We start from the raw sequence: 24104 nt of genomic DNA, 5'->3' as shown, positions 1-24104 counted from the left end.
CAGAAAATAATGCAAGCATGCTTGCTTGTTTATGGGTCCGCTGCCATGCTCCTGGGCACATCGCCTGCCCCGAGGGGAGCGCACCGTGCCCGATGTCGCAGCCGTGATCGACGATCTGCGCGAAGAAAGCCAGGAACTCGACGTACTCGTACGGGAGTTGAACGCCGGGCAGTGGGCCGCGCCGACCCCTGCCCCCGGTTGGAGCATCGCGCACCAGATCGCCCATCTCGCCTGGACCGACGAGGTCGCCCTGCTGGCCGCGACCGACGCCGACGCCTTCGCCCGGGAGGCCACCAAGGCGATGGAGGCCCCCGAGACCTTTGTCGACCGGGGGGCCGAGGAACTGGCCGTGCTGGATCCGGTGGCACTCCTCGCGCGGTGGCGGCGCGGGCGGGAGCGGCTTGAGGCGGTGCTGCGGGACGCGCCGGCCGGGGCCCGTATCCCCTGGTACGGGCCGCCGATGAGCGTCGCCTCCATGGCGACCGCCCGGATCATGGAGACCTGGGCGCACGGCCAGGACATCGCCGACGCCCTCGGGGTCACCAGGACCCCCACCGCCCGGCTGCGGCACGTCGCCCGGATCGGGGTGCGGGCCAGGGACTACGCCTACCTGGTACGGGGCATCGAGGCGCCCGAGGAGGAGTTCCGGGTCGAACTGGAAGGGCCCGACGGTGAGGTGATCGCGTTCGGTGCCGAAGGCGCATCGCAGCGCGTCGGTGGACCACTGGTCGACTTCTGTCTCCTCGTCACCCAGCGCGCCCACCGCGACGACCTGGCCGTCCGGGCCACCGGCCCCGATGCCGACCGGTGGCTCGACATCGCCCAGGCGTTCGCCGGGCCGCCCGGCCCCGGCCGGGCGGCCCGGGGAGGCGGGAAGTGACCGGGCAGGTCCTGCGGATCGGCAACGCCTCCGGGTTCTACGGAGACCGCTTCGACGCCGTGCGCGAGATGCTCACCGGTGGGCCGCTCGACGTTCTCACCGGCGACTACCTCGCCGAGCTGACCATGCTCATCCTCGGCCGGAGCCGGCTCAAGGACCCCGGTCGCGGGTACGCCACCACCTTCCTGCGCCAGCTCGAAGAGGGCCTCGGGCTCGCCCACGAGCGCGGGGTGCGGATCGTGACCAATGCCGGAGGGCTCAATCCGGCCGGACTGGCCGAAGCCGTGCGGGAGTTGGCGCGGAAGGTCGGCGTGCCCGTGCACGTCGCCCATGTGGAGGGCGACAGCCTCCCCGTACCGGAGGGGTATCTCACCGCCAACGCTTACCTCGGCGGCGCCGGGATCGCCGCCTGTCTGACCGCGGGCGCCGATGTCGTCGTCACCGGGCGGGTCACCGACGCCGCCCTCGTCACCGGACCCGCCGCCGCCCACTTCGGCTGGGGCCACGACGACCACGACGCGCTCGCCGGGGCCGTCGTCGCCGGACACGTACTGGAGTGCGGGACCCAGGCCACCGGGGGGAACTACTCGTTCTTCCGTGGCCACGACGTGCGTCGGCCCGGCTTCCCCGTCGCCGAGATCCATGCCGACGGTTCGTCCGTCATCACCAAGCACGACCACACGGGCGGAGTTGTCGATCTCGGCACCGTCACCGCCCAGTTGTTGTACGAGACCGGCGGGGCCCGGTACGCCGGGCCGGACGTCACCGCCCGGCTCGACACCGTGACGCTGACCCAGGACGGCCCCGACCGGGTGCGGATATCCGGCGTGCGCGGCGAGGCCCCGCCACCCACCCTCAAGGCCGGCCTCAACCGGCTCGGCGGCTGGCGCAACGAGCTCGTCTTCGTGCTCACCGGGCTCGACATCGACGCCAAGGCGCAGCTGGTGCGGGACCAGTTCGCGGATTCCTTCGCCCGGTCCGGCAGCCGACCCGGCGAAGTGGGGTGGGAGTTGGTGCGGACCGACCGGGCCGGCGCCGCCACCGAGGAGACCGCGAGCGCGCTGCTCCGGCTCGTCGTCCGCGACCAGGACCCGGAGACCGTCGGACGCGCGGTCTCCGGTGCCGCCGTCGAGCTCGCGCTCGGCAGCTACCCGGGCTTCCATGTCACCGCCCCGCCCGGAAAGGGCGAGCCGTACGGGGTGTTCGAGGCGAGATACGTACCGGCCGGCGAGGTCCCGCACGTCGCCGTACTCCCCGACGGGCGGCGCGAGAGCCAGGCACCTCCCGTACACACGCGGCTGCTCCGGGAAGCCGACGAGCCGCCGCTGCCCGAACCGCTGCCGTCGTCCGCCGGGCCCACCCGGACCGCCCCGCTCGGCCGGGTCGCGGGCGCCCGCAGCGGGGACAAGGGTGGGGACGCCAACGTGGGGGTGTGGGTGGTCGGCGACGACGCCTGGCGGTGGCTGGCCCACGAGCTGACCGTCGACCGGTTCCGGGAGCTGCTGCCGGAGACCGCCCCCCTCACCGTCGTACGCCATGTCCTGCCGAACCTCCGCGCCCTGAACTTCGTCGTCCACGGGCTGCTCGGCGAGGGCGTCGCGGGCCGGCACCGGTTCGATCCGCAGGCCAAGGCGGTCGGGGAGTGGCTCCGGTCCCGGCGCCTCCCCATTCCCGTATCGCTGCTGGAAGCCGTCCACGCACCGGAGGTGAACGCATGACCGTCCTGCCCACCGGGCTCGACACCGCGAGCCCCGAATACGCCGCGAACCGCGCGGCCATGCTCGCGAAGCTCGACGAGCTGGCCGGCGAGCACACCAAGGCGCGGGCGGGCGGCGGCGAGAAGTACGCCGAACGGCACCGCGCCCGCGGCAAGCTCCTGGCCCGCGAACGGATCGAGCTGCTGATCGACCAGGACACCCCGTTCCTGGAGCTTTCGCCGCTCGCCGCCTGGGGCAGCGAGGCCCCCGGGTACACAGTCGGCGCCTCGCTCGTCACCGGGATCGGAGTGGTGTCGGGCGTGGAGTGCCTGATCACCGCCAACGACCCGACCGTACGCGGCGGCGCCTCCAACCCCTGGACCCTGAAGAAGGCCCTGCGGGCGAACGAGATCGCGTTCGCCAACCGGCTGCCCTGCATCAGCCTCGTGGAGTCCGGAGGCGCCGATCTCCCCGCACAGAAGGAGATCTTCATTCCGGGCGGGGCACTGTTCCGCGACATCACCCGGCTGTCGGCGGCCGGCATCCCGACCGTGGCCGTCGTCTTCGGGAACTCGACCGCGGGCGGGGCGTACGTCCCCGGCATGTCCGACCACACCGTCATGATCAAGGAACGGTCCAAGGTCTTCCTCGGCGGACCGCCCCTGGTGAAGATGGCGACCGGTGAGGAGAGCGACGACGAATCGCTCGGCGGCGCCGAGATGCACGCCCGCACCTCCGGGCTCGCCGACCACTTCGCCGTCGACGAGCAGGACGCGCTGCGCCGGGCCCGCCGGATCGTCGCCCGCCTCAACTGGCGCAAGGCGCACGCCGATCCGGGGCCCGCCGAACCGCCGAAGTACGACGAGGACGAGCTGATCGGCATCGTGCCCGGCGATCTGAAGGTGCCCTTCGACCCGCGCGAGGTGATCGCCCGGCTCGTCGACGGTTCGGACTTCGACGCGTTCAAGCCGCTGTACGGGACCAGCCTGGTGACCGGGTGGGCCACGCTTCACGGCTATCCCGTCGGCATCGTCGCCAACGCGCAAGGGGTGCTGTTCAGCGAGGAGTCGCAGAAGGCCGCCCAGTTCATCCAACTCGCCAACCAGCGCGACATTCCGCTGCTCTTCCTGCACAACACCACCGGCTACATGGTCGGCAAGGAGTACGAACAGGGCGGCATCATCAAGCACGGCGCGATGATGATCAACGCGGTGTCGAACTCGAAGGTCCCGCATCTGTCCGTGCTGATGGGCGCCTCGTACGGAGCCGGGCACTACGGCATGTGCGGCCGGGCGTACGACCCGCGCTTCCTCTTCGCGTGGCCCAGCAGCAAGTCCGCCGTCATGGGCCCGCAGCAGCTCGCCGGGGTGCTGTCCATCGTCGCCCGCGCCTCGGCCGCGGCGAAGAGCCGGCCCTATGACGACGAGGCCGACGCCGCGCTGCGCGCCATGGTCGAGCAGCAGATCGAGTCCGAGTCGCTGCCGATGTTCCTGTCCGGGCGGCTGTACGACGACGGGGTCATCGACCCGCGCGACACCAGGACCGTCCTCGGGATGTGCCTGTCCGCGATCCATACCGCCCCGGTGGAAGGCGCCCGCGGCGGCTTCGGAATCTTCCGGATGTGAGGCCACAGATGATCTCCACACTGCTCGTCGCCAACCGGGGCGAGATCGCCTGCCGGATCTTCCGCACCTGCCGCGCGCTCGGCATCGCCACCGTCGCCGTGTACTCCGACGCGGACGCCGACGCGCTCCACGTACGGGAGGCGGACACCGCCGTACGGCTGCCGGGCGCCACCCCCTCCGACACCTATCTCCGCGGCGACCTCGTCGTACGCGCCGCGCTCTCGGCGGGCGCCGACGCCGTCCACCCCGGCTACGGCTTCCTCTCCGAGAACGCCGTATTCGCTCAGGCCGTGCAGGACGCCGGACTCGTCTGGGTGGGGCCGCCGGTCAAGGCCATCGAGCTGATGGCGTCCAAGACCCGCGCCAAGGAACTGATGGCCGCCGCCGGAGTGCCGCTGCTCGCACCCGTCGACCCGGCGAAGGCCGGCGGCGACGACCTGCCGCTGCTGCTGAAGGCGGCGGCGGGCGGCGGCGGGCGCGGAATGCGGATCGTACGCCGACTCGCCGACCTGCCGGCCGAGTCGACGGCCGCCTCGGCCGAGGCCGCTGCCGCCTTCGGGGACGGTGAGGTCTTCGCGGAGCCGTACGTGGAGCGCGGCCGGCACGTCGAGGTACAGGTCATGGCCGACGAACACGGCGGGGTCTGGGCGCTCGGCACCCGGGACTGCTCACTCCAGCGACGCCACCAGAAGGTCATCGAGGAGGCCCCCGCACCCGGGCTCGACGACGCGCTGCGGACCCGGCTGCACGAGGCCGCCGTGACCGCCGCCCGCGCGGTCGGATACCGGGGCGCGGGCACCGTCGAGTTCCTCCTCGGGGCCGACGGGCAGCCGTACTTCCTGGAGATGAACACCCGCCTCCAGGTCGAACACCCCGTCACCGAAGCGGTCTTCGGACTCGACCTCGTCGCCCTGCAACTGCGCGTCGCGGAAGGCGAACCGCTGCCCACCACCGCACCCCCCGAGCCGCACGGCCACGCCGTCGAGGCCCGGCTCTACGCCGAGGACCCCGCCCGCGACTGGCAGCCGCAGACCGGAGCACTGCTCACGCTGGAGGTGCCGGACGCACCCGGACTGCGCCTCGACACCGGATACACCGGCGGCGACACCATCGGCGTGCACTACGACCCGATGCTCGCCAAGGTCATCGCGCACGCCCTCACCCGCAACGAAGCCCTGCGCCTCCTCGCCCGCGCCCTGGAACGCGCCCGCATCCACGGCCCGGTCACCAATCGCGACCTGCTCGTACGATCCCTGCGCCACACCGACTTCCGCGCCGCCCGCCTCGACACCGGCTTCTACGACCGCCACCTGGCCGACCTCACCGCACCCCCGGACGAGGCGGAGCCGCGCCTCGCCGCCCTGGCCGCCGCCCTCGCCGACGCCGCCACCCGGCAGCACGGCCCCGGTCCGGGCCCCGCCCGCTTCGGCGCCTGGCGCAACATCTCCTCGCAACCCCAGGTCAAGCGCTACCGCGCCGAACCCGACGGCGCCGAACACGAGGCCGCCTACCGCACCGGGCGCACCGGCCCCGTCCCCGAAACCGGAGAACGGGTCATCGCCGCCCGCCCCGGCCACGTCACCCTCGAAGTCGGCCCGGTCACCCGCCACTTCGCCGTAACCCTGCACCGGGACAAGGCGTACGTGGACACCGCCACCGGCTCGTACACCTTCACCGCCCTGCCCCGCTTCACCGACCCCACCGAGCGGACCGAACCCGGCTCCCTGCTCGCCCCCATGCCCGGCACCGTCGTCCGTGTCGCGGACGGGCTCGGGGCCGGGGCGGCGGTCGAGGCCGGGCAGCCGCTGATCTGGCTGGAGGCGATGAAGATGGAACACCGCATCCTCGCCCCCGCCTCCGGAACCCTCACCGCACTGCACGCCGCTCCCGGCCTCCAGGTGGACGTCGGCACCCTGCTCGCCGTCGTCACCGACCCCGCGGACGCCGCCACCGAACCCGCAGACCCTGAGGAGAACGCATGAGCACCGTCCTCGAAACCGATGAGCACCAGGCCCTGCGCGCAGCCGTCGCCGCCCTCGGGAAGCGCTACGGGCGGGATTACCTGACCTCCGTCGTGCGCGAGGGAGCCCACCCGCGCGAGCTGTGGACCGAAGCCGCGTGGCTCGGCTACCTCGGCGTGAACCTCCCCGAGGAGTACGGCGGCGGAGGCAGCGGAATGGCTGAACTCTCCATCGTCCTGGAGGAGTTGGGCGCAGCAGGCAGCCCACTGCTCATGATGGTCGTCTCCCCGGCGATCTGCGGCACCGTCATCGCCCGCTTCGGCACCGAAGCCCAGAAGCGGAAGTGGCTCCCCGGCCTCGCCGACGGCAGCCTCATCATGGCCTTCGGCATCACCGAACCCGACGCGGGCTCCAACTCGCACCGCATCACCACCACCGCCCGCAAGGACGGGGAGGACTGGCTGCTCACCGGGCGCAAGGTCTTCGTCTCCGGCGTCGACATCGCCGACGCCACCCTCGTCGTCGGCCGCACCGAGGACGCCAGGTCCGGCAAACTCAAGCCCTGCCTCTTCATCGTTCCGCGTGACGCACCCGGCTTCCAGCGCTCGCAGATCGACATGGAACTCCAGGCCCCCGAGAAGCAGTTCGAGCTGGTCCTCGACGACGTTCGGCTGCCCGCCGACGCCCTCGTCGGCGAAGAGGACGCCGGGCTGCTCCAGCTCTTCGCCGGGCTCAACCCCGAACGCATCATGACCGCCGCATTCGGCATCGGCATGGGCCGCTACGCACTCGCCCGCGCCGTCGAGTACGCGAAGACCCGCCAGGTGTGGAAGGAGCCCATCGGCTCCCACCAAGCCATCGCCCACCCTCTCGCCCAGGCCCACATCGAACTGGAACTGGCCCGGCTGATGATGCAGAAGGCCGCCCGACTGTACGACGAGGGCGACGACATCGGTGCCGGCGAGGCCGCCAACATGGCGAAGTACGCGGCCGGCGAAGCCTGCGTCAAAGCCGTCGACCAGGCCGTGCACACCCTCGGCGGCAACGGCCTCACCCGCGAATACGGCCTCGCGTCCCTGATCGCCGCCGCCCGCGTCGCCCGGATCGCCCCCGTCAGCCGGGAAATGATCCTGAACTACGTGTCCCACCAGTCCCTGGGTCTCCCCAAGTCGTACTGACCCGAGCCGTGTGCCGGACGGCCGAGTGCGACCGGTCGCTGTCCGTGCACGCGAGCGAGGGCACCGCAGACCATGCACGCGCGCTTGAACGCTCCCGGCTCGCTGCCACGCTCGGCAGGACGTCCGGGGAGAAGGAGACGAACCACATGAAGCCGACGCTCGCCGGCCCCACCCACGACCGGGGCATCACCAGCCTCACCCTCGACTCACCGGCCAACCGCAACGCGCTCTCCGCACGGCTGGTCGGCGAGCTCTCCACCGCCCTGGAGACGTGCGCGGCCGACGACACCGTACGAGCTGTCGTCCTCACCCACACCGGCAACACGTTCTGCGCGGGCGCGGACCTGACCGGGCCGCCCGACCCGGCGGCCTTCGTCGCCCTGATGCGGCAGATCGTCGCACTGCCCAAGCCCGTCGTCGCCCGGGTCACCGGACACGTCCGGGCGGGCGGCCTCGGACTGCTCGGAGCCTGCGACATCTCCGTGGCCGGGCCCGACGCCTCGTTCGCCCTCACCGAATCCCGGCTCGGCCTCGCCCCCGCCGTCATCTCTCTGCCGTTGCTGCCCCGCACCGACCCGCGCGCCGCCGCCCGCTACTACCTCACCGGAGAACGCTTCGACGCCACCGAAGCCGCCCGCATCGGCCTGATCACGCTCGCCGTCGGGTCCGCCGAGGACATCGACAAGGCACTCGTACCCGTCCTGGACGGACTGCGCAAGGCCTCACCCCAGGGGCTGGCGGCATCGAAGGAGCTGGTCACGGCTACTGTGCTGAAGAGTTTCGACCAGCATGCCGAAGACCTCATCGCCCGCTCGGCGGCCCTCTTCGCCTCCGCCGAGGCCCGGGAAGGAATGACGGCCTTCCTCGAACGACGGGACGCCGCATGGGTGTTTTGACGCCCCCCACCGACCGGACCCCCAAGCAGGACCGCAGCCGCGCCACCCGCCGACGGCTCCTCGAAGCCGCGGTCGCCTGCCTCGCCGAGCACGGCTGGGCCGGCTCCACGGTCTCCGTCGTCGCCGAACGCGCCGGCGTCTCGCGCGGGGCCGCCCAGCACCACTTCCCGACCCGCGAGGACCTGTTCACCGCGGCCGTCGAATACGTCGCCGAGGAACGGTCCGCCGCCCTGCGCGCCCTGCCCGTCCAGGGCCGCACGGCCGTCGTCGCCGCGCTCGTCGACCTCTACACGGGCCCACTCTTCCGCGCCGCACTCCAGCTCTGGGTCGCCGCGTCCAACGAGGAACAACTCCGCCCCCGCGTCACCGAACTCGAAGCCCGCGTCGGCCGCGAGACTCACCGCATCGCCGTCGAACTCCTCACCGCCGACGAGACGAGGCCCGGCGTACGCGAAACCGTCCAGGGCCTCCTCGACATGGCCCGCGGCCTGGGCCTGGCCAACGTACTCACCGACGACACCGCCCGGCGTCAGAGGGTCGTGGCACAGTGGGCGGCGCTGCTGGACGACGCCCTGGGCTGAGTCCGCTGTGACGCTCAGGATTTGGGTGCGCCCTACCTGAACGGCACGGTGAATCGCAGGGTGTGAGGCCGAAGTCGCGGCGGAAACCGAGATGTCGGCGCCAAGACCAACATCATTCGCCCCTAAGCACTTTGATCAAGTGTGCCGCTGTGCTGGGCCGCCGATGGCGAGGGCGAGCTGCCACATGCCGGTGGAGGGGTTCACCTCCGGCTCTTTGCCCTCCGGGGCCAGTCCTCTCGCGCGGCGGACGGCTTCGCGCCAGGTGCTTTTGTAGAGGCGGAAGTCGAGGCCTGTCTTGCTGTATCCGCCTGGCGTGTGTTTGTTCAGGTGCGGCACGAGATGGGCATACGACGGGGCGTGACTGCGGTGGTCGGTGAAGTGCAGCAACAGCCACAGCTCAAAGCATGGATTGGACAGCGCGACAGCAACGCCGTGGCGGCCCGCTTCGGCCACGGCCCGGTCGATGTCCGTGAATTCGTCGACATCGAAGACGCACCACGCTCGGTCGTACTCGTCGGCCGCCGACTTGAGTAACTTCACTGCGTACGAGACGACTTGAGAAGGCGCCTTGGGGCGCTCGATGATCTTGACCGAAACCGCCGAATTTCTCGCAGAGCTCTTGAGCCCCTGCACATAGTCCCGTTCCGTCACCTCGGTGCCGCAAACGACCAGTAATCGCTGCCGGGCGTCACGACGCCCGGTTCTCCTGCCGAGCTGGGACTCAAAGGAGGGACGATTTCGTCCGCTCGGCTTCGGTGTCCTCGCCATCCTGCTCCCCCCGGCCCGCCAGAGCCCTGGCGAAACTGTCGTCGATGAAGGGCACGCCGCCGTAGCTGCCGCCCAGATAGCGGCGCTCGTGGTTCTCCCCGATGCGTGGCTTGAACTCCGACAGGGCGAACAACTCCGTCTCCCCGTACTGATTTTTCTCCAAGAACCACACCTGGTCCCGCTTGAGGATGTCCTCCCCGCCCATGCGACCGAGCAGGCTGGCATCGTGGGTGGTGAAGACCAGTTGCGCTCCGTGCGGGTTGGTGGCCGGGTCCTGGAAGAGGCCGATGAGCTGCGCGGTGAGCAGCGGGTGGAGACTGGAGTCGATCTCGTCCACGACGAAGGTGCCGCCCCGCCGCAGGACCGACATGAACCGTGGAGCCTGTTCCAGAAGCGCCCGGGTGCCGGCGGACTGCTCGTGCAAGTCCATCCGCACCACGCCGGTACGACCGCGATGCCCAAGCCACGGACGTACGTGTTCTTGCGGGCCCTCTTCTTCCAGTCGGGCGAGCAGACGCGGCAGAACGCGTCTGCCGTACCGCTGTCGCAGTGCGTCCTCGTCCAGGAGCACGCGCTCCGTGCCGCACTCCTCGATGCCCAGGTCAGCCGCGCGCAAGAGGGCCATAAGCTCGGGATGGCGTTCCGGTGTCTCCAGCATCCGGCCCACCTCGGGGCCGACGAAGCGTCCAGGTCCCTGCCGACCGAACCTCAAGTCTGTCAGGAACCAGTCATAGACCGGGCGGAAGTCCATCTGCCTGGAACGTGCCGCCATGGTCAGGAACAGCACATTGGGTTCGGTGATGTTCTCGACCAGTTCCAGTTCGCGCTTGGCCTGCGAGTCACCGGGCTGTACGTCGCCGTCGGGCCGCTCGAAGATCTTGCGCTTCTTCCCGTGTGGGTAGCTGTAGAGCCACTCGTCGAGGACTCTTTCGTCGTCGACGCTGAAACCGTAGGTGTAGCGGACACCACGGAGCAGCAGGTCCACCACGTACCACGAAGGCTCATCGGATGAGGCGATGTCCAGACGGAAGGGGCTGCGAGTGATGCCGTCGCCGGGCTCCGCGTCGCGATGCGAGTTCACCACCATCCGGGCCATGTACTCCAGCGCGCCGATGAGGTTCGACTTGCCGGCCGCATTGGCGCCGAATAAGCCCGCCACGGGCACGGCCTGCCAGTCCGTGCCAGGGGGCCGGTCCGAGTCATAGGCGGGGTGAAGCTGGAGTTCCTGCTCCTCCCGGATCGAGCGATGGTTCGACACCCTGAAGTTCAGCAGCATGTGCACCCTCCCCCCGCCGACTTTATGGATCTGTGTGCAAGTGAATCGCGCGGACTGGTGGATGGCAACCTCTCACGGGGAATACAGCGCGACCGGGGTAATGGTTCCACCCGATGAGAACCCGACGCCCCCCTCCTGTGCGGACCGGCGTGCCCGCCCGGCCTGTCCGCCCTGGGACCGTCAGTTCCCCAGATCCGTGATCTGCTCGAACCCCTCGATCTCCCTGGGATCACGCGGCCCCGGACCGACGTACCTCGCCGAAGGACGCACCAGCCGGCCCGTCCGCTTCTGCTCCAGGACGTGCGCCGACCAGCCCGCCGTACGCGCGCACGTGAACATCGACGTGAACATGTGCGCCGGAACCTCCGCGAAGTCCAGCATGATCGCCGCCCAGAACTCCACGTTCGTCGCCAGCACCCGGTCCGGGCGCCGCGCGTGCAACTCCTCCAGCGCTGCCTTCTCCAGCGCCAGTGCCACCTCGAAGCGCGGCGCGCCCAGCTCCTCGGCCGTACGTCGCAGCACGCGTGCCCGCGGGTCCTCCGCCCGGTAGACCCGGTGCCCGAAGCCCATCAGCCGCTCACCCTTGTCCAGGGCCTTCCGCACGTACGCGGTGGCGTCCCCGGTGCGCTCGATCTCCTCGATCATGCCGAGAACCCGGGACGGCGCACCCCCGTGCAGCGGCCCCGACATCGCGCCCACCGCGCCCGACAGCGCCGCCGCCACATCGGCGCCGGTCGACGCGATGACGCGGGCAGTGAACGTGGAGGCGTTCATGCCGTGCTCGGCGGCCGACGTCCAGTACGCGTCGACAGCCTTGACGTGCTTGGGGTCCGGCTCACCGCGCCAGCGGATCATGAACCGCTCGACCACGGACTGCGCCTTGTCGATCTCGCTCTGCGGAACCATCGGCAGCCCCTGCCCGCGCGCCGACTGGGCGACGTACGACAGGGCCATCACCGCCGCCCGCGCCAGATCGTTGCGCGCCGTCTCCTCGTCGATGTCGAGCAGCGGCCGCAGGCCCCAGACGGGAGCGAGCATCGCCAGCGCGGACTGCACATCGACCCGGATGTCACCCGAGTGCACCGGGATCGGGAACGGCTCGGCGGGCGGCAGACCGGGGTTGAACGCACCGTCGACCAGCAGACCCCAGACATTTCCGAACGACACATGGCCGACCAGATCCTCGATGTCGACGCCGCGGTAACGGAGCGAACCGCCTTCCTTGTCCGGTTCGGCGATCTCCGTCTCGAACGCGACGACTCCCTCTAGTCCCGGTACGAAGTCGGACATGGCGGCTCCCTCGGTCGGCGGCTGTACGGAGGCCACAGTGGCCTGCCCCCAGTATTGGCGGGTTCCCACGACGCGGGGAAGCGTGACATCCGGCACAGCTTGCCCAATCACCGGTGACGGATTGACGCCCCTCCTTGACGGGCGGACTCGGCCGCTGCGGCAGGATGACCCCGTGCCCACCGCAGATTCCTCCTCCGATTCCACCACCGATCCGGCCGCGATGCGCGAGCAGTACCGTTCCGAGGGCTTCACCGAGGACACGCTGGCCGCCGACCCGATCCAGCAGTTCGCCCACTGGTTCCGGCAGGTCGCCGTGGGCGGGATGCTCCACGAGCCCAACGCCATGGTGGTCTCCACCGCCACCCCCGAGGGCCGCCCGTCCTCACGCACGGTGCTGCTGAAGAAGTACGACGAACGCGGCTTCGTCTTCTTCACCAACTACGAATCCCGCAAGGGCCGCGAGCTGGCGGCCAATCCCTACGCGTCGCTGCTCTTCCCCTGGCACCCGATGGCCCGCCAGGTCATCATCACCGGCCAGGCGTCCCGCGTCGGCCGCGAGGAAACGGTCGCCTACTTCCGTACCCGCCCGCACGGCTCCCAGCTCGGCGCCTGGGCGAGCGCCCAGTCGACGGTGATCGGCTCCCGCGACGAGCTGATCCGGCGCTACGAGGAACTGGCCGCCCGCTACCCCGAGGGCGAACACATCCCCGCGCCCCCGCACTGGGGCGGCTTCCGCGTCGTCCCCGACACGATCGAGTTCTGGCAGGGCCACGAGAACCGGCTGCACGACCGCCTGAGGTATGTACGCGAGGGCGAGAACTGGCGCGTCGAGCGCCTGTGCCCGTAGCGAATCGGTGCGGACACGCAGAAACCCGCAGGCTCTGGTCCCTCCTTGCGGAGGAGCCGGCCGGACTTACCGGCGAGCCTGCGGGTCGGTGACTGCTTGGGATTGGCCGATGACCGGCCTGCACTGCAAAGAGCGCGACAACGGGCGTCAGCCCGCAGTCACCTCACGAGTCCGAGAAGAAATCACTTCCGGAACACCTCCTTTCTTCGCTGGCAGCAGCCTAGGAACGGGCGACGGATGCCACAACCCATTTATTCGGTGACTTCTGTCCGGCGGTGACTTCTGTCCGGTGACTTCCCGCCGGTGGCCGCAGGCGTGTCCGCGGCGCCGCCGTGCCGGATGCCGCCCCCTCAGCGCCGGTAGAAGATCCGGTCCCGGTACTCCGTCATGACGCGCCCGTTCCACTCGTGGCCGCCGTCGACGTTCCCCGACCGCAGCATCGGCGGCTCGATCCCGAGCGCCACGAGCCGCTCCGCCGCGGCGGACATCATCGCCTGCATCACCGCGCTGGTGACCACCGTCGACGCGGGTCCGAACGGCGCCTCGATCCCCTCGGTGGTCAGCTCCGCGTCGCCGATGGAGATCTTGCTGTCGAGCACGATGTCGCAGTGGTCCCGCAGGAAGCCGCCCGAGGTGTGCCGGGACCGGGTGCCGTCCGCGTACGCGACCGAGGTGACGCCGATGACTGTCAGGCCGAGCGCTCGCGCGTTCATCGCCATCTCCACCGGCAGCGCGTTGCGCCCGGAGAGCGAGATGATCACGAGGACGTCGCCCGCCGCGGCGGGGCTGGAGTCGAGGACCGCGCCCGCCAGCCCGTCGACCCGCTCCAGCGCCGAGCCGAGGGTCGCGGGCATGACATCGACGCCGACCGTCCCCGGGACGGCCAGCAGGTTCATCAGGGCCAGTCCGCCCGCCCGGTAGACGACGTCCTGTGCGGCGAGCGAGGAGTGCCCGGCGCCGAAGGCGAAGAGCCGGCCGCCCGCGGCGACCGTGTCGGCGATCGCGGCACCGGCGGCCGCGATGTTGCCGGACTCCTCGTCGCGCACGCGCTCCAGCAGGCCGATCGCTGCATCGAAGAACTGACCGGCCAGCTTGCTGTCGCTCATCGAGGAGGCCCTTTCCGGCGGGGTGGGGTGTCCGTGCCGCCGATCACGTTGCGGTCTGGACCAGTGGCCTGTCAATACCGCCCACGCCGCTCCGCTGCACGGTGTTCGGTCGGCGCGGCACGGTTGTCAGCGGTATGCGTCAGAATTGGGGCAGGGCCAGCGCGCAGCGCTTACGACGTTTTCCTGTCACAGCATCGAGGGGCACGAATGTCCGGACTGATCGACACCACGGAGATGTATCTCCGCACCATCCTCGAACTCGAAGAGGAAGGCGTGGTCCCCATGCGCGCCCGGATCGCGGAACGGCTGGACCAGAGCGGTCCGACGGTCAGCCAGACGGTGGCGCGCATGGAGCGCGACGGCCTGGTGCAGGTCGCGGGCGACCGTCACCTGGAGCTGACCGACGAGGGGCGCCGCCTCGCGACCCGCGTCATGCGCAAGCACCGGCTCGCCGAGTGCCTGCTCGTCGACGTTATCGGCCTGGAGTGGGAGCAGGTGCACGCCGAGGCATGCCGCTGGGAGCATGTGATGAGCGAGGCCGTGGAGCGGCGGGTGCTGGAACTGCTGCGCCACCCGACGGAGTCGCCGTACGGGAACCCGATCCCGGGCCTTGAGGAACTGGGCGAGAAGGCCGAGGCCGACCCGTTCCTCGACGAGAGCATGGTGAGCCTGTCGGAGCTCGACCCGGGCGCCGAGGGCAAGACCGTGGTCGTGCGCCGGATCGGTGAGCCGATCCAGACGGACGCCCAGCTGATGTACACGCTGCGGCGGGCGGGAGTGCAGCCCGGTTCCGTGGTCAGCGTGACCCAGTCGCCCGGCGGGGTGCTGGTCGGCAGCAGTGGCGAGGCGGCGGAGCTCGACGCCGAGGTCGCCTCGCACGTGTTCGTGGCCAAGCGCTGACGGATTCGTGGCCAAGCGCGACGGACGCTGAAGCGTGACGTCCGCTTCCCTTTTTTCCGTCCGGAACCGCAGCGCTCGGACGGATCGCGTGCCAGGCTGTGGCTGAGGCATACCTGAGAGTGTCGGCCACCTGACCGTGCGGTCGGGGAGGGAGCAGGCGCATGCGCCCGTGGTACTTGCTCGTTCGGCATGTTCGGTTCGTTCCGTACGTCACGCACGTCCGGGTCACGCACGTCCGGCGCGCGCACCGGAAGGTGGCTGCCACGCTCCCGGCCGCCCGCGAGGGCGCTGCGGCCCCGGCCGCTCCCCGGACGGCAACAGCAGAGGGCCCCGGCGCCTTGCGGCGCCGGGGCCTGTCCTCCCCTGTTCCGACCCGGAGCCCCGAGCTCTCGAGGTCGGTCCCCACGGGCCCTCATCCCCGAGTGGCCCGCCTCCCGGTGAAGATCTCCCCTCCGTGGCCGCGGTCAATCCTCGGCGCCGGTCACTCGAACGAGGGGTGTTGGACGCCGGAACCCGGTTTTCGAATAAAGGTTCGATAGTCTGCCGTGGTGCGACCACGCGATGATCGAGCGGGATCAAGCGGTGATCGAGGACCAGAAGGGGGTGCCAGGCATATGGTGCGGCGCATCGATGTGACCGGGACCGACGGCGTACGCCTCGCGGCCTGGGAGTTCGCCGACCCGCCCAAGGGGCGTACGGAGGGCGAGAGCGCCCCCGGGGTCTTATTGCTCCACGGTTTGATGGGTCGGGCCGCGCACTGGGCCGCGACCACCCGCTGGCTCGCCGAGCGGTACCGCGCCGTCGGCCTCGACCAGCGCGGGCACGGCCGCAGCGAGAAGCCGGCCGAAGGCCCTTACACCCGTGAGGTGTACGTCGCCGACGTCGAGGCGGCGATCGAACAGCTCGGCCTCGCCCCCGTCACTCTCGTCGGGCATGCGATGGGAGCGCTCACCGCCTGGCAGCTCGCCGCGAAGCGCCCCGATCTCGTCCGGGCGCTGGTCATCTGCGACATGCGGGCCTCCGCGCTCGGCGCGGCCTCGCAGCGGGAGTGGGAGGACTGGTTCACGTCCTGGCCGGTGCCGTTCGCGACGCTTTCCGACGTACGGAAGTGGTTCGGCGAGGACGACCCCTGGGTGGAGCGGCCCAACCCGGCCCGCGGCGAGTTCTTCGCCGAGGTGATGGCCGAGCGGGCCGATGGCTGGCGCCCCGTCTTTTCCCGCCGCCAGATGCTCCAGTCCCGCGCGACCTGGGTGTTCGACGCGCACTGGGAGGAGCTGGCGCAGGTCCGGTGTCCGGCCCTGGTGCTCCGCGGCCTCGACGGCGAGCTGGGCCGGGCGGAGGCTCAGGAGATGGTCCGCGTACTGCCGCGCGGGCAGTACGCGGAGGTGACCGACGCCGGTCACCTCGTCCACTACGACCAGCCGGAGGGCTGGCGCGCGGCGGTCGAACCCTTCCTGGAACAGTTCGCCGAGGACCCGCAGGACGACCGCGAGTCCGTATCCCCGTGAGCGACCGCGAGCTCCTCCAAGAGGGGCGCGGGGTCCCACCCGCCCCTCTCTCAGCCCTTGCTGACCGCCGTAAGGATCTCCGGGAGCCGGTTCGCCGTGCGGGGAGCGGCGAGTCGTAGCCCCGTCCAGGCGATCAGCGCCCCGTACCCGGCCCCCGCGGGCAGCAGCAGCCACAACCACTGATCCGGACCGGCGACGCGCAGCCAGATCGTCACCGCGATCACCGGCGCGCTGAGCACCGCCGCCGAGACCATGCCGCCGAAGATCGAGATCCAGGCGAGACCGGCCTGCCCCGGTGCCACGTTCTTGAACGCCCCGTCCTGCGGGATCGAGTACGGGAAGGTCGCGGACGCCACCGCCCCCGTCGCCAGCATCGCGCCCAGCAGGGCGAGCGAAAGGCCCATGACCCCCGGCAGCGCGCCCCAGTCGCCGAGCACCGCGGCGGTCGCCACCGTCACCAGGACCGTGTACGGCAGTGTGATCAGCAGCAACGCCAGTGCCCGCGCGCGCAGTTCGAGGTACGCGTCCCGGGTGGAGGAGATCGTCAGCGTCACCATCCAGAACGCGGAGGTGTCCTGCCCGAACTGGTTGTACATCTGCATGCCGAGCATCCCGGCGGCGAAGCAGGCGAAGTAGAGCGAACCCGTGCCCTGCAACGCGTTGAGCATCGGCACGATCAGCCCGACCGCCAACGCCGTGACCCAGGAGGCCTTGGTCTTCGGGTCGCGTGCGATGTACCTCAGGCTGCGCTCCAGCACCGGCCCCGTACGCCCCGCGGGCAGCAGCGCGGCGAGCCCGGAGCCGCGCCTGCCGGACTTCTCGCGGCCCGGTCCGGCGGCGGTGAGGGTCGAGCCGTCCGGGGCCGTCATCAGCTTCACCAGACTCCGCTGCCACAGCCACAACAGCGCGAACAGCGCCGCCACGGACAGCAACAGCTGTACGGCGGCCTGCCCGTACGAGCCCTGCGACGCCGAGTCCACCGCCCCGATCGCCGAGGCGGGCGGCAGCCAGCGCACCACGTCCGCGACCGGGTCGAGCGCGGAGAGCCCGCCCGCCCGGCCGAGCCGCTGCGCACCGAAGTTGACGACCTGGAAGCCCACCGCGATCACGAGCCCGCTGAGCACCGCGAGATCGCGGCCCTTGCGTGATGTCAGCAGCCGGGTGTTGGCCGTGGCCACGGCCCGCGTCAGCGCGACACACAGCAGAAGTGTGAGCGGTGCGGCCACCACGGCGAACACCGCACCCGCCGCCCCGTGCGCCACCGCGAACACCGAACCGGCCGTCAGGCAGAGCGTGAACAGCGGGCCGATCCCGACGAGCGACGCCGCCAGCAGCGCCGCGATCAGCGGGCGCGGCCGCAACGGCAGCATCACCAGACGGCTCGGGTCGAGGGTCTCGTCACCGCTGGGGAAGAACAGCGGCATCACGGTCCAGCCGACCGCCAGCACCCCGGTCAGCAGGACGACGAGGGAACCGGCGTGGGCGTGCCCGCGCAGCGCGATCAGCCCGATCAGCTGGCCCGCGGCGATCAGCAGGGCGAAGACGACGGAGGTGATGTACGCGGCCCGGCGGCCCGTCGACTGCCGCAGTCCGTTGCGCAGCAGGGTCAGCTTGAGCCGTACGAAGACGGGGACGAGCCCTTCGCCGCCGCCGCGCGTGGTGTCCCGTCCGGGGGCGGCGCCCACGGGGGTGTCGAGCACGCTCATCGGTCGCCGCCCAGCCAGTCCAGGGATTCGCCGGTGGTCCGGGAACCCGCGCCGACGAGTTCGAGGAAGGCGTTCTGCAGCGAGGACGCCTCGCCGCGCACCTGGGCCAGGGTGCCCTGGGCCCGGATCGTGCCGGCCGCCATGACGGCCACCCACTCGCAGAGGGACTCCACCAGCTCCATCACATGGCTGGAGAAGACGACGGTCGCGCCCGAGCGGGTGTACCGCTCCAGAACCTCGCGGATGGTCTGCGCCGACACCGGGTCGACGCCCTCGAACGGCTCGTCCAGGAAGAGCACTTCGGGGTTGTGCAGCAGCGCCGCCGCGAGCCCGATCTTCTTCCGCATGCCGGTCGAGTAGTCGACGACCAGCTTGTGCTGGGCGCCCGCCAGGTCGAGCACATCGAGCAGCTGGGTGGCCCGCTTGTCGACCTCGGCGCCCGGCAGCCCGCGCAACCTGCCGGTGTATGCGAGGAGTTCGCGTCCCGAGAGGCGTTCGAAGAGCCGCAGCCCCTCCGGGAGCACACCGATCCTGGACTTCACCTCGACCGGGTCGCGCCACACATCATGGCCACCGACCTCGATCAGCCCCTGGTCGGGGCGGAGCAGTCCGGTGACCATCGACAGCGTGGTGGTCTTGCCCGCGCCGTTGGGCCCCACCAGACCGATGAACTTGCCCGCGGGCAGCTCCAGATCGATCCCGGCGACCGCGGTCTGCTCCCCGAACCGCTTCCACAGCCCCTGTACGCGAACGGCGGGCGCCGTCCGAGCGTCGCCCGCCTCTTGTGCCGCCCCCGCCCGTACCGCTCTGTCCGTCTCTGTCCCGTCCTGCATGATGTGCGCTGCCTTTCGATGTCCCCGTGTATGGGGACCACCCTACGAAAGGGCACCTCATGAGGGGTACCTCCCGAAACGGCGCTCTACGAAAGGCGCGCTCGGCGAGCGCGGTCACGGCGTGACCGATCGGGCATACGGGGCGCACGGATGCATGGGCGGGGGCGCGCGTGAGGCGGTGCCCGGCCGGGCGGGTAACCCCTTACGGGCACCTCCGGAACGGTCGGCCTCTGTCATATGCCGACACGTATGACGCACGTATGCCGAACGTATGCCGACACGAATGACAAGGAACACGACGGATGTGACGATCACGATGAATGTGCGCATTTTCCGTGCAACTGCCGGGCAGTGATCCGCTCATCGATCACTGCGGCCTCAGGGGGAAACATGGCAGCCAGGCCTCTCGTCGCCCGCCAGCCGAACGAACGGCTCCAGGCGCTCATTCAGGAAGCCGGATGCTCCAACGCCGGCCTCGCCCGCCGCGTCAACATGGTCGGCGCGGAACGCGGGCTCGATCTGCGGTACGACAAGACCTCCGTGGCCCGTTGGCTGCGTGGACAGCAACCACGCGGCAGGGCACCGGGAATCATCGCCGAGGCGCTCGGCCGCAAGCTCGGCCGGACGGTCACGATCGACGAGATCGGCATGGCCAACGGCAAGAATCTGGCGGCCGGTGTCGGCCTGCAGTTCGCCCCGACCGTGATCGGCGCGATCGAGCAGGTCTGTGAGCTCTGGCGCAGCGATGTCGGCCGCCGCGACTTCCTGTCCGGTTCGGCGATCGCCTCGTCGGCGCTGGTCGAACCCAGCCGCGACTGGCTGATCACCGGCGCCGACCCGCAGGTGGCACGGTCCGCCGGGGCCCGGGTCGGGATGTCGGACGTGGCGGCGGTACGGGCGATGACGGCCGCGCTCGTCGACCTCGACCACCGGTTCGGCAGCGGACATGTGCGGCCGGTCCTGGTGCACTACCTGAACAGCGTGGTCTCCGGGCTGCTCTCGGGGGCGTACCGCGAATCGGTCGGACGGCAGTTGTTCGCGGCGGTCGCCCGACTCACCGAACTCGGCGGGTACATGGCGGTCGACACCGGCCAGCCGGGTCTCGCGCAGCGCTACTACATCCAGGCGCTGCGCCTGGCGCAGGCGGCGGGCGACCGGGCGTACGGCGGTTACGTACTGGCCGCGTCGATGAGCCATCTCGCCGCGCAGCTCGGCAATCCGCGCGAGATCGCGCAGCTGGCGCGGGCCGCGCAGGAGGGCGCGCGCGGGCGGGTCACGCCGAGGGCGGAGGCGATGTTCTACGCGGCGGAGGCGCGCGGACACGCCCTGCTCGGCGACGCCCGCACCTGCCAGGCGGTGACGGGCCGGGCGCTGACGGCCATGGAGCACGCCGAACCGGACACCGGGGACGACCCCGACTGGATCGCCCACTTCGACCACGCCTACCTCGCCGACGAGCTGGCGCACTGTCACCGCGACCTCGGCCAGGCGGAGGCGGCCGCACGCCGGGCGAAGGAGTCCCTGGACGGCCACCCGGAGTCCCGGACCCGCCGCCGCGGCATCGGCCTGGTGCTCCTCGCCACGGCCCAGGTCCAGCTGCGCGAGGTGGAGCAGGCCTGCCACACCGGCACCCGGGCGATGGAGCTGCTGGGATCGGTGCGCTCCAGCCGGGGCGCGGAGTATCTGGACGATCTGCAGCAGCGGCTGGTGCCTTACGGGGGCGAGGCGGCGGTGCGGGAGTTCGGGGCGCGGCTGGAGCTCCAGGCGGCCTGACCGCGTGCGCTCCGGCACCTGTCCGTCGTCGAGCCCGGCGGCACCGTCCTCCACGGCGGACCGGACCACTCGCACACGGGGGACGACCCCGGACACGCGGACGGCCCTGGCCTCGGCAAGGGACGCCGGTCATGGCGTGAAAGTGCTGCCGGGTCCAGAGGGAGATTCGGCCGTGGAGCCGGCCGACAGGCCTGTTGCCCCAGGCTCGTCGGCTGCCGAGGGGACGGCTTTAAAGGGCGCCGGGTGCCATGGCTCCTGTGAAGGGGTGGTGAGACACCACACGCGCTTGGCGAACGGCGGTGGTCACCCGATAGCGTGAGCCGACGATTCCGTAGGTATACACGTAGGAGTCCCGGTGACGCAGAGCGGACAGGGTGACGAGCAGCAGCTCCCTGCTGTACGGCCCGCGCACGAAGGTGTCGTGCTGCCCGCGGGTGGCGGCGAGCCCTGGATACCAGGGGGGCCCGCGGATCAGGGCGCCCCGGCGGGCGGCCAGCCGTGGGGACAGCCCTGGGGGCCGCAGGCGGCGCACCAGGACGCCTCGTCGCAGCCGCAGGGGCCGTACGGGCAGGGCGGCGATCAGTACGGGCAGCCGTCGCAGGCCTACGGGCAGCCGTCGCAGGCATACGGGCAGCCGGCTCAGGTGTACGGCCAGCCTCAGACCGCCCAGCCGTTGCCTCCCGCCCAGCCCCAGCAGCACCAGCAGCCTCAGCAGCCGTACGGGCAGCCGTTGCCGCCCGAGGCAGTGCCCGGGATGGGCATGGGCGGGGACGCGGATGCCACGCAGTACATCGCGCCGGTGCCACCCGGACCCGCGCCGGGCGGGCTGCCGCCGGAGAGCCCCGCCGAGGCCACCCAGTTCCTCGGCCACGGAGCCCCGCAGCCGCAGACACAGGCGTACCAGCAACAGCCGCCCGCGCACGGGGGCGACGCCGAAGCGACTCAGTACATCCCGCCCGTCCCCGGCGGCGCCCCGTACGACATCAGGCCCGGAGCCCCCGGCGACCGGCAGCCGCCTGCCGAGTTCGACAACCTGTTCCGCAGCGAGGAGCCCGCGGGCGCCACCCAGCAGATGCCCCGGTTCGACCCCGGACAGCAGCATCAGGGGGCCTATCAGCCCCCGCAGGCACCCCACGCCCAGCAGGCCCCGCAGCCGCAGTACCAGCCCGTGGACGACGGGCCGCAGGGGCGGGCCGGGCAGCGCAAGAGGCCGGCGCACGTCACGCTCATCGCGGCGGTCGTCGCCGGCTGCGCGGTCGTCGGCCTCGGCGCGGGCGCGCTGATGAGCGGCGGCGACGACAAGGGCAAGGACAACAAGCAGCCGGTGGCGGCGGCGAGTTCGCCCGCCGACCAGCCCTCCACGCAGGCCGCGGCCGATCCGGCGAAGCAGCAGGCCGAGGCGCTCGACAAGCTCCTGGCGGACAGCAACAACAGCCGTGCCGCGGTCGTCGGGGCCGTCGAGAAGACCAAGAGCTGCACGGACCTGGACCAGGCCGTGACCGATCTGAAGGGCGCCGCCCAGCAGCGCCGTGATCTGGTGACCCGGCTCCAGGGGCTGAGCGTCGACAAGCTGCCGGACCACGACCGGCTCACCGCCTCCCTCACCAAGGGCTGGCAGGCGTCCGCTTCCGCCGACGACCACTACGCCGCGTGGGCCGAAGAGGCCAAGCACGGCAAGAAGGTGTGCAAGCACGGCAAGGCCCGTACGACCTCCGAGACGCAGCAGGCCACCGTCCAGAGCGGCGAGGCGAGCAAGGCGAAGAAGGAGGCGTCGGGGTTGTGGAACTCGATCGCGTCGAAGTACGGGCTGACCCGACGAGCGGCGACCGAGCTCTGAGGATCAAGCCCCTGGGGCGGCCGATGTGCGGGGTGCCGGGGGCGGGGCCCCCGGCACCTCACCCCTTGGCGCTCGCGTCCGACAGCGTCTTCGTGACGTCCACGAAGCCCTTCTTGTCCGCAACGAGCCGCCCGTCCCGTACCGCCTGAAACGTCACCTTGGTGTTCACGACGCGCGGGTACGCGGACGAGCCGATCATGTCGTCGAAGCGCCAGCGCAGCACCGGCGTGAGGCCGCCGGTGTCGACCGGGGTGCCGTGGTTGAGGGCGGAGACGAGATTCCCGGCGGTGATCCGCGGGGCGTCGATCGCCTTCACGAGCTCGCTCAGCGCGGTGTACGCGATCCACGTGGTCTGGACGCCTGTGTCGGCCGGATCGATCCGGTTGTCGCCGAAGGCGTGCTCACGGATCACCTCCCGCATCCGGTCCCAGCGGGCGTCGCCCGAGTCCGGGTACCAGCCGGTCACGTACGCCCCCTCGAACGGGCTGTTCCGGCCGCCGGTGCTGTCGATCAGCGGCTGGCCGACGCTGCCGAGGACGGACGAGATCCGTACGTTCCCGTACGACGGCTCGAGCCGCCGGAAGGAGTCGAAGAACGTCTCCGTACGGTCCCCGAGCACGGCCGTCACACAGCCGCCGTCCGCCCCCGCGGCTTTGAGTGCCCGCCGGGCGGCCTCGTCGTACGAGGTCGCCGACTCCGCCGCCCGGATGTCGACGGGCTCGGGCCGGCCGGCGTCGGTGAGACCGGTGTTGAGGAGCCAGGCCTGGCCGTCGCCGCCCAGGGTGTCGGGCCGCACCACGGACACCCGTTCGCAACTGCGGGCGAGCTGCCGGGCGTTGCCGGCGAGGAGCGCCGCCTGGCCGCCGTTGACGGGGTAGGAGGTGTAGCTGCTGAACTCCTCCTCGGAGGCCCCGTAACCGCCGATGTAGGGGATTCCGGCGGTCTCCAGCGGTGGCATGAACGACGACCCGTACCGGCTGTACGAGCCGACGACCGCCACCGCCTTCTCCTTGACGGCCAGCCGGGCGCAGTTCCCCGCGCCGGTCGAGGTGTCCGACTCGTCACAGGTGACGACGCGCAGCCGGTGACCGGCGAGCCCGCCGTTGCTGTTGACCCAGCGCGCGTACGTTTGCGCCATGGCGGTCATGCCCGACATGTTCACCGTGTTGACCGTGTCCGGTTTCGCCGCGCCGCCGGGCGCCCACGTCACCACGGTGAGGGGCTCCCTGGAGTCCCCCGAGGCCCCAGGGAGCGCACCGCAGCCGGTGACCAGCAAGGCCCCGACCGCCGCCGCACTCGTGAGGAACGTCGAGGGGCGGTGTGGGGTGGGGCGTCGCCGTCCGGTCATGAGAATGAACATTTCGCCCGCGGGGTAACAGCGCAGTGTGCTCCGTGCAACGCTCGGTGACGTCCAGGTGAATTACGGGGGCCTGTGCGGGGAG

19 protein-coding genes are annotated in these 24104 nt (G+C 71.1%); 12 read left to right on the top strand and 7 right to left on the bottom strand.

Annotation, left to right across the window (positions count from 1 at the left end):
• Nucleotides 1–85: 85 nt before the first annotated feature.
• The 7 genes from ACZ7L9_RS14230 (at nt 86) to ACZ7L9_RS14200 (ending at nt 8818) form a co-directional block, all read left to right on the top strand.
• The gene (locus ACZ7L9_RS14230) at nt 86–880 is read left to right on the top strand and encodes a TIGR03084 family metal-binding protein (protein WP_471415309.1); all 795 of its coding nucleotides are present in this window, start codon (nt 86–88) and stop codon (nt 878–880) included.
• Nucleotides 877–2598: an acyclic terpene utilization AtuA family protein gene (locus ACZ7L9_RS14225; RefSeq protein ID WP_471415307.1), complete on the top strand. Its 1722-nt coding sequence runs from the start codon at nt 877–879 to the stop codon at nt 2596–2598. Before ACZ7L9_RS14230 ends, ACZ7L9_RS14225 begins: the two co-directional genes overlap by 4 nt.
• The gene (locus ACZ7L9_RS14220) at nt 2595–4202 is read left to right on the top strand and encodes an acyl-CoA carboxylase subunit beta (protein ID WP_471415305.1); all 1608 of its coding nucleotides are present in this window, start codon (nt 2595–2597) and stop codon (nt 4200–4202) included. Before ACZ7L9_RS14225 ends, ACZ7L9_RS14220 begins: the two co-directional genes overlap by 4 nt.
• Nucleotides 4203–4210: 8 nt before the next feature.
• Nucleotides 4211–6184 carry an acetyl/propionyl/methylcrotonyl-CoA carboxylase subunit alpha gene (locus ACZ7L9_RS14215; protein WP_471415303.1) on the top strand — a complete coding sequence of 658 codons (1974 nt, stop codon included), beginning with the start codon at nt 4211–4213 and terminating at the stop codon, nt 6182–6184.
• Entirely contained in the window at nt 6181–7341 is a 1161-nt protein-coding gene (locus tag ACZ7L9_RS14210; RefSeq protein ID WP_471415301.1) for an acyl-CoA dehydrogenase family protein, read from the top strand. Before ACZ7L9_RS14215 ends, ACZ7L9_RS14210 begins: the two co-directional genes overlap by 4 nt.
• Nucleotides 7342–7487: 146 nt before the next feature.
• Nucleotides 7488–8237: an enoyl-CoA hydratase family protein gene (locus ACZ7L9_RS14205; protein ID WP_471415300.1), complete on the top strand. Its 750-nt coding sequence runs from the start codon at nt 7488–7490 to the stop codon at nt 8235–8237.
• Nucleotides 8225–8818, top strand: coding sequence for a TetR/AcrR family transcriptional regulator (locus ACZ7L9_RS14200; RefSeq protein WP_471415298.1), 594 nt, complete (start codon nt 8225–8227; stop codon nt 8816–8818). The genes ACZ7L9_RS14205 and ACZ7L9_RS14200 overlap by 13 nt, the downstream gene beginning before the upstream one ends.
• A gap of 135 nt (nt 8819–8953) precedes the next feature.
• Here ACZ7L9_RS14200 and ACZ7L9_RS14195 read toward each other — a convergent pair whose 3' ends face one another.
• The 3 genes from ACZ7L9_RS14195 to ACZ7L9_RS14185 form a co-directional block, all read right to left on the bottom strand.
• The gene (locus ACZ7L9_RS14195; protein WP_471415297.1) at nt 8954–9586 is read right to left on the bottom strand and encodes an RloB family protein; all 633 of its coding nucleotides are present in this window, start codon (nt 9584–9586) and stop codon (nt 8954–8956) included.
• The gene (locus ACZ7L9_RS14190) at nt 9540–10862 is read right to left on the bottom strand and encodes an AAA family ATPase (protein WP_471415295.1); all 1323 of its coding nucleotides are present in this window, start codon (nt 10860–10862) and stop codon (nt 9540–9542) included. Before ACZ7L9_RS14190 ends, ACZ7L9_RS14195 begins: the two co-directional genes overlap by 47 nt.
• A gap of 180 nt (nt 10863–11042) precedes the next feature.
• A complete protein-coding gene (locus tag ACZ7L9_RS14185) occupies nt 11043–12152 on the bottom strand; it encodes a citrate synthase 2 (protein WP_471415292.1) in 1110 nt (369 codons plus the stop codon).
• Between the two features lie 220 nt (nt 12153–12372).
• Here ACZ7L9_RS14185 and pdxH point away from each other — a divergent pair, with 220 nt between their 5' ends.
• Complete coding sequence (pdxH, locus tag ACZ7L9_RS14180; protein ID WP_471415691.1) at nt 12373–12999, top strand: pyridoxamine 5'-phosphate oxidase; 627 nt, start codon at nt 12373–12375, stop codon at nt 12997–12999.
• A 350-nt stretch (nt 13000–13349) separates the two neighbouring features.
• On the opposite strand, the gene ACZ7L9_RS14175 is transcribed toward pdxH, so the two are convergent.
• Nucleotides 13350–14105 (bottom strand): SIS domain-containing protein, encoded by a 756-nt coding sequence (locus tag ACZ7L9_RS14175; RefSeq protein ID WP_471415290.1) that lies wholly within the window; start codon nt 14103–14105, stop codon nt 13350–13352.
• A gap of 207 nt (nt 14106–14312) precedes the next feature.
• Between ACZ7L9_RS14175 and ACZ7L9_RS14170 the strand changes: the two genes are divergently transcribed.
• Together ACZ7L9_RS14170 and ACZ7L9_RS14165 are read left to right on the top strand one after the other, a co-directional pair.
• Complete coding sequence (locus ACZ7L9_RS14170) at nt 14313–15005, top strand: metal-dependent transcriptional regulator (RefSeq protein ID WP_471415288.1); 693 nt, start codon at nt 14313–14315, stop codon at nt 15003–15005.
• Between the two features lie 614 nt (nt 15006–15619).
• Nucleotides 15620–16513, top strand: a complete 894-nt coding sequence (locus ACZ7L9_RS14165; protein WP_471415286.1) for an alpha/beta fold hydrolase — start codon at nt 15620–15622, stop codon at nt 16511–16513.
• 50 nt (nt 16514–16563) lie between these two features.
• On the opposite strand, the gene ACZ7L9_RS14160 is transcribed toward ACZ7L9_RS14165, so the two are convergent.
• Together ACZ7L9_RS14160 and ACZ7L9_RS14155 are read right to left on the bottom strand one after the other, a co-directional pair.
• A complete protein-coding gene (locus tag ACZ7L9_RS14160) occupies nt 16564–18219 on the bottom strand; it encodes a transporter (RefSeq protein ID WP_471415284.1) in 1656 nt (551 codons plus the stop codon).
• On the bottom strand, nt 18216–19052 hold the full coding sequence (locus ACZ7L9_RS14155) for an ABC transporter ATP-binding protein (RefSeq protein WP_471415283.1): 837 nt from the start codon (nt 19050–19052) through the stop codon (nt 18216–18218). The genes ACZ7L9_RS14160 and ACZ7L9_RS14155 overlap by 4 nt, the downstream gene beginning before the upstream one ends.
• 390 nt (nt 19053–19442) lie before the next feature.
• Between ACZ7L9_RS14155 and ACZ7L9_RS14150 the strand changes: the two genes are divergently transcribed.
• Both ACZ7L9_RS14150 and ACZ7L9_RS14145 read left to right on the top strand, forming a co-directional pair.
• Nucleotides 19443–20825 carry a transcriptional regulator gene (locus tag ACZ7L9_RS14150; RefSeq protein WP_471415280.1) on the top strand — a complete coding sequence of 461 codons (1383 nt, stop codon included), beginning with the start codon at nt 19443–19445 and terminating at the stop codon, nt 20823–20825.
• 355 nt (nt 20826–21180) lie between these two features.
• The gene (locus tag ACZ7L9_RS14145; protein ID WP_471415278.1) at nt 21181–22662 is read left to right on the top strand and encodes a hypothetical protein; all 1482 of its coding nucleotides are present in this window, start codon (nt 21181–21183) and stop codon (nt 22660–22662) included.
• A gap of 58 nt (nt 22663–22720) precedes the next feature.
• Here ACZ7L9_RS14145 and ACZ7L9_RS14140 read toward each other — a convergent pair whose 3' ends face one another.
• Nucleotides 22721–24010, bottom strand: coding sequence for an ABC transporter substrate-binding protein (locus tag ACZ7L9_RS14140; RefSeq protein ID WP_471415276.1), 1290 nt, complete (start codon nt 24008–24010; stop codon nt 22721–22723).
• Nucleotides 24011–24104: the final 94 nt, after the last annotated feature.

This window comes from Streptomyces sp. NPDC111516, assembly GCF_055635345.1.
This window is presented reverse-complemented; position numbering and strand designations above follow the sequence as displayed.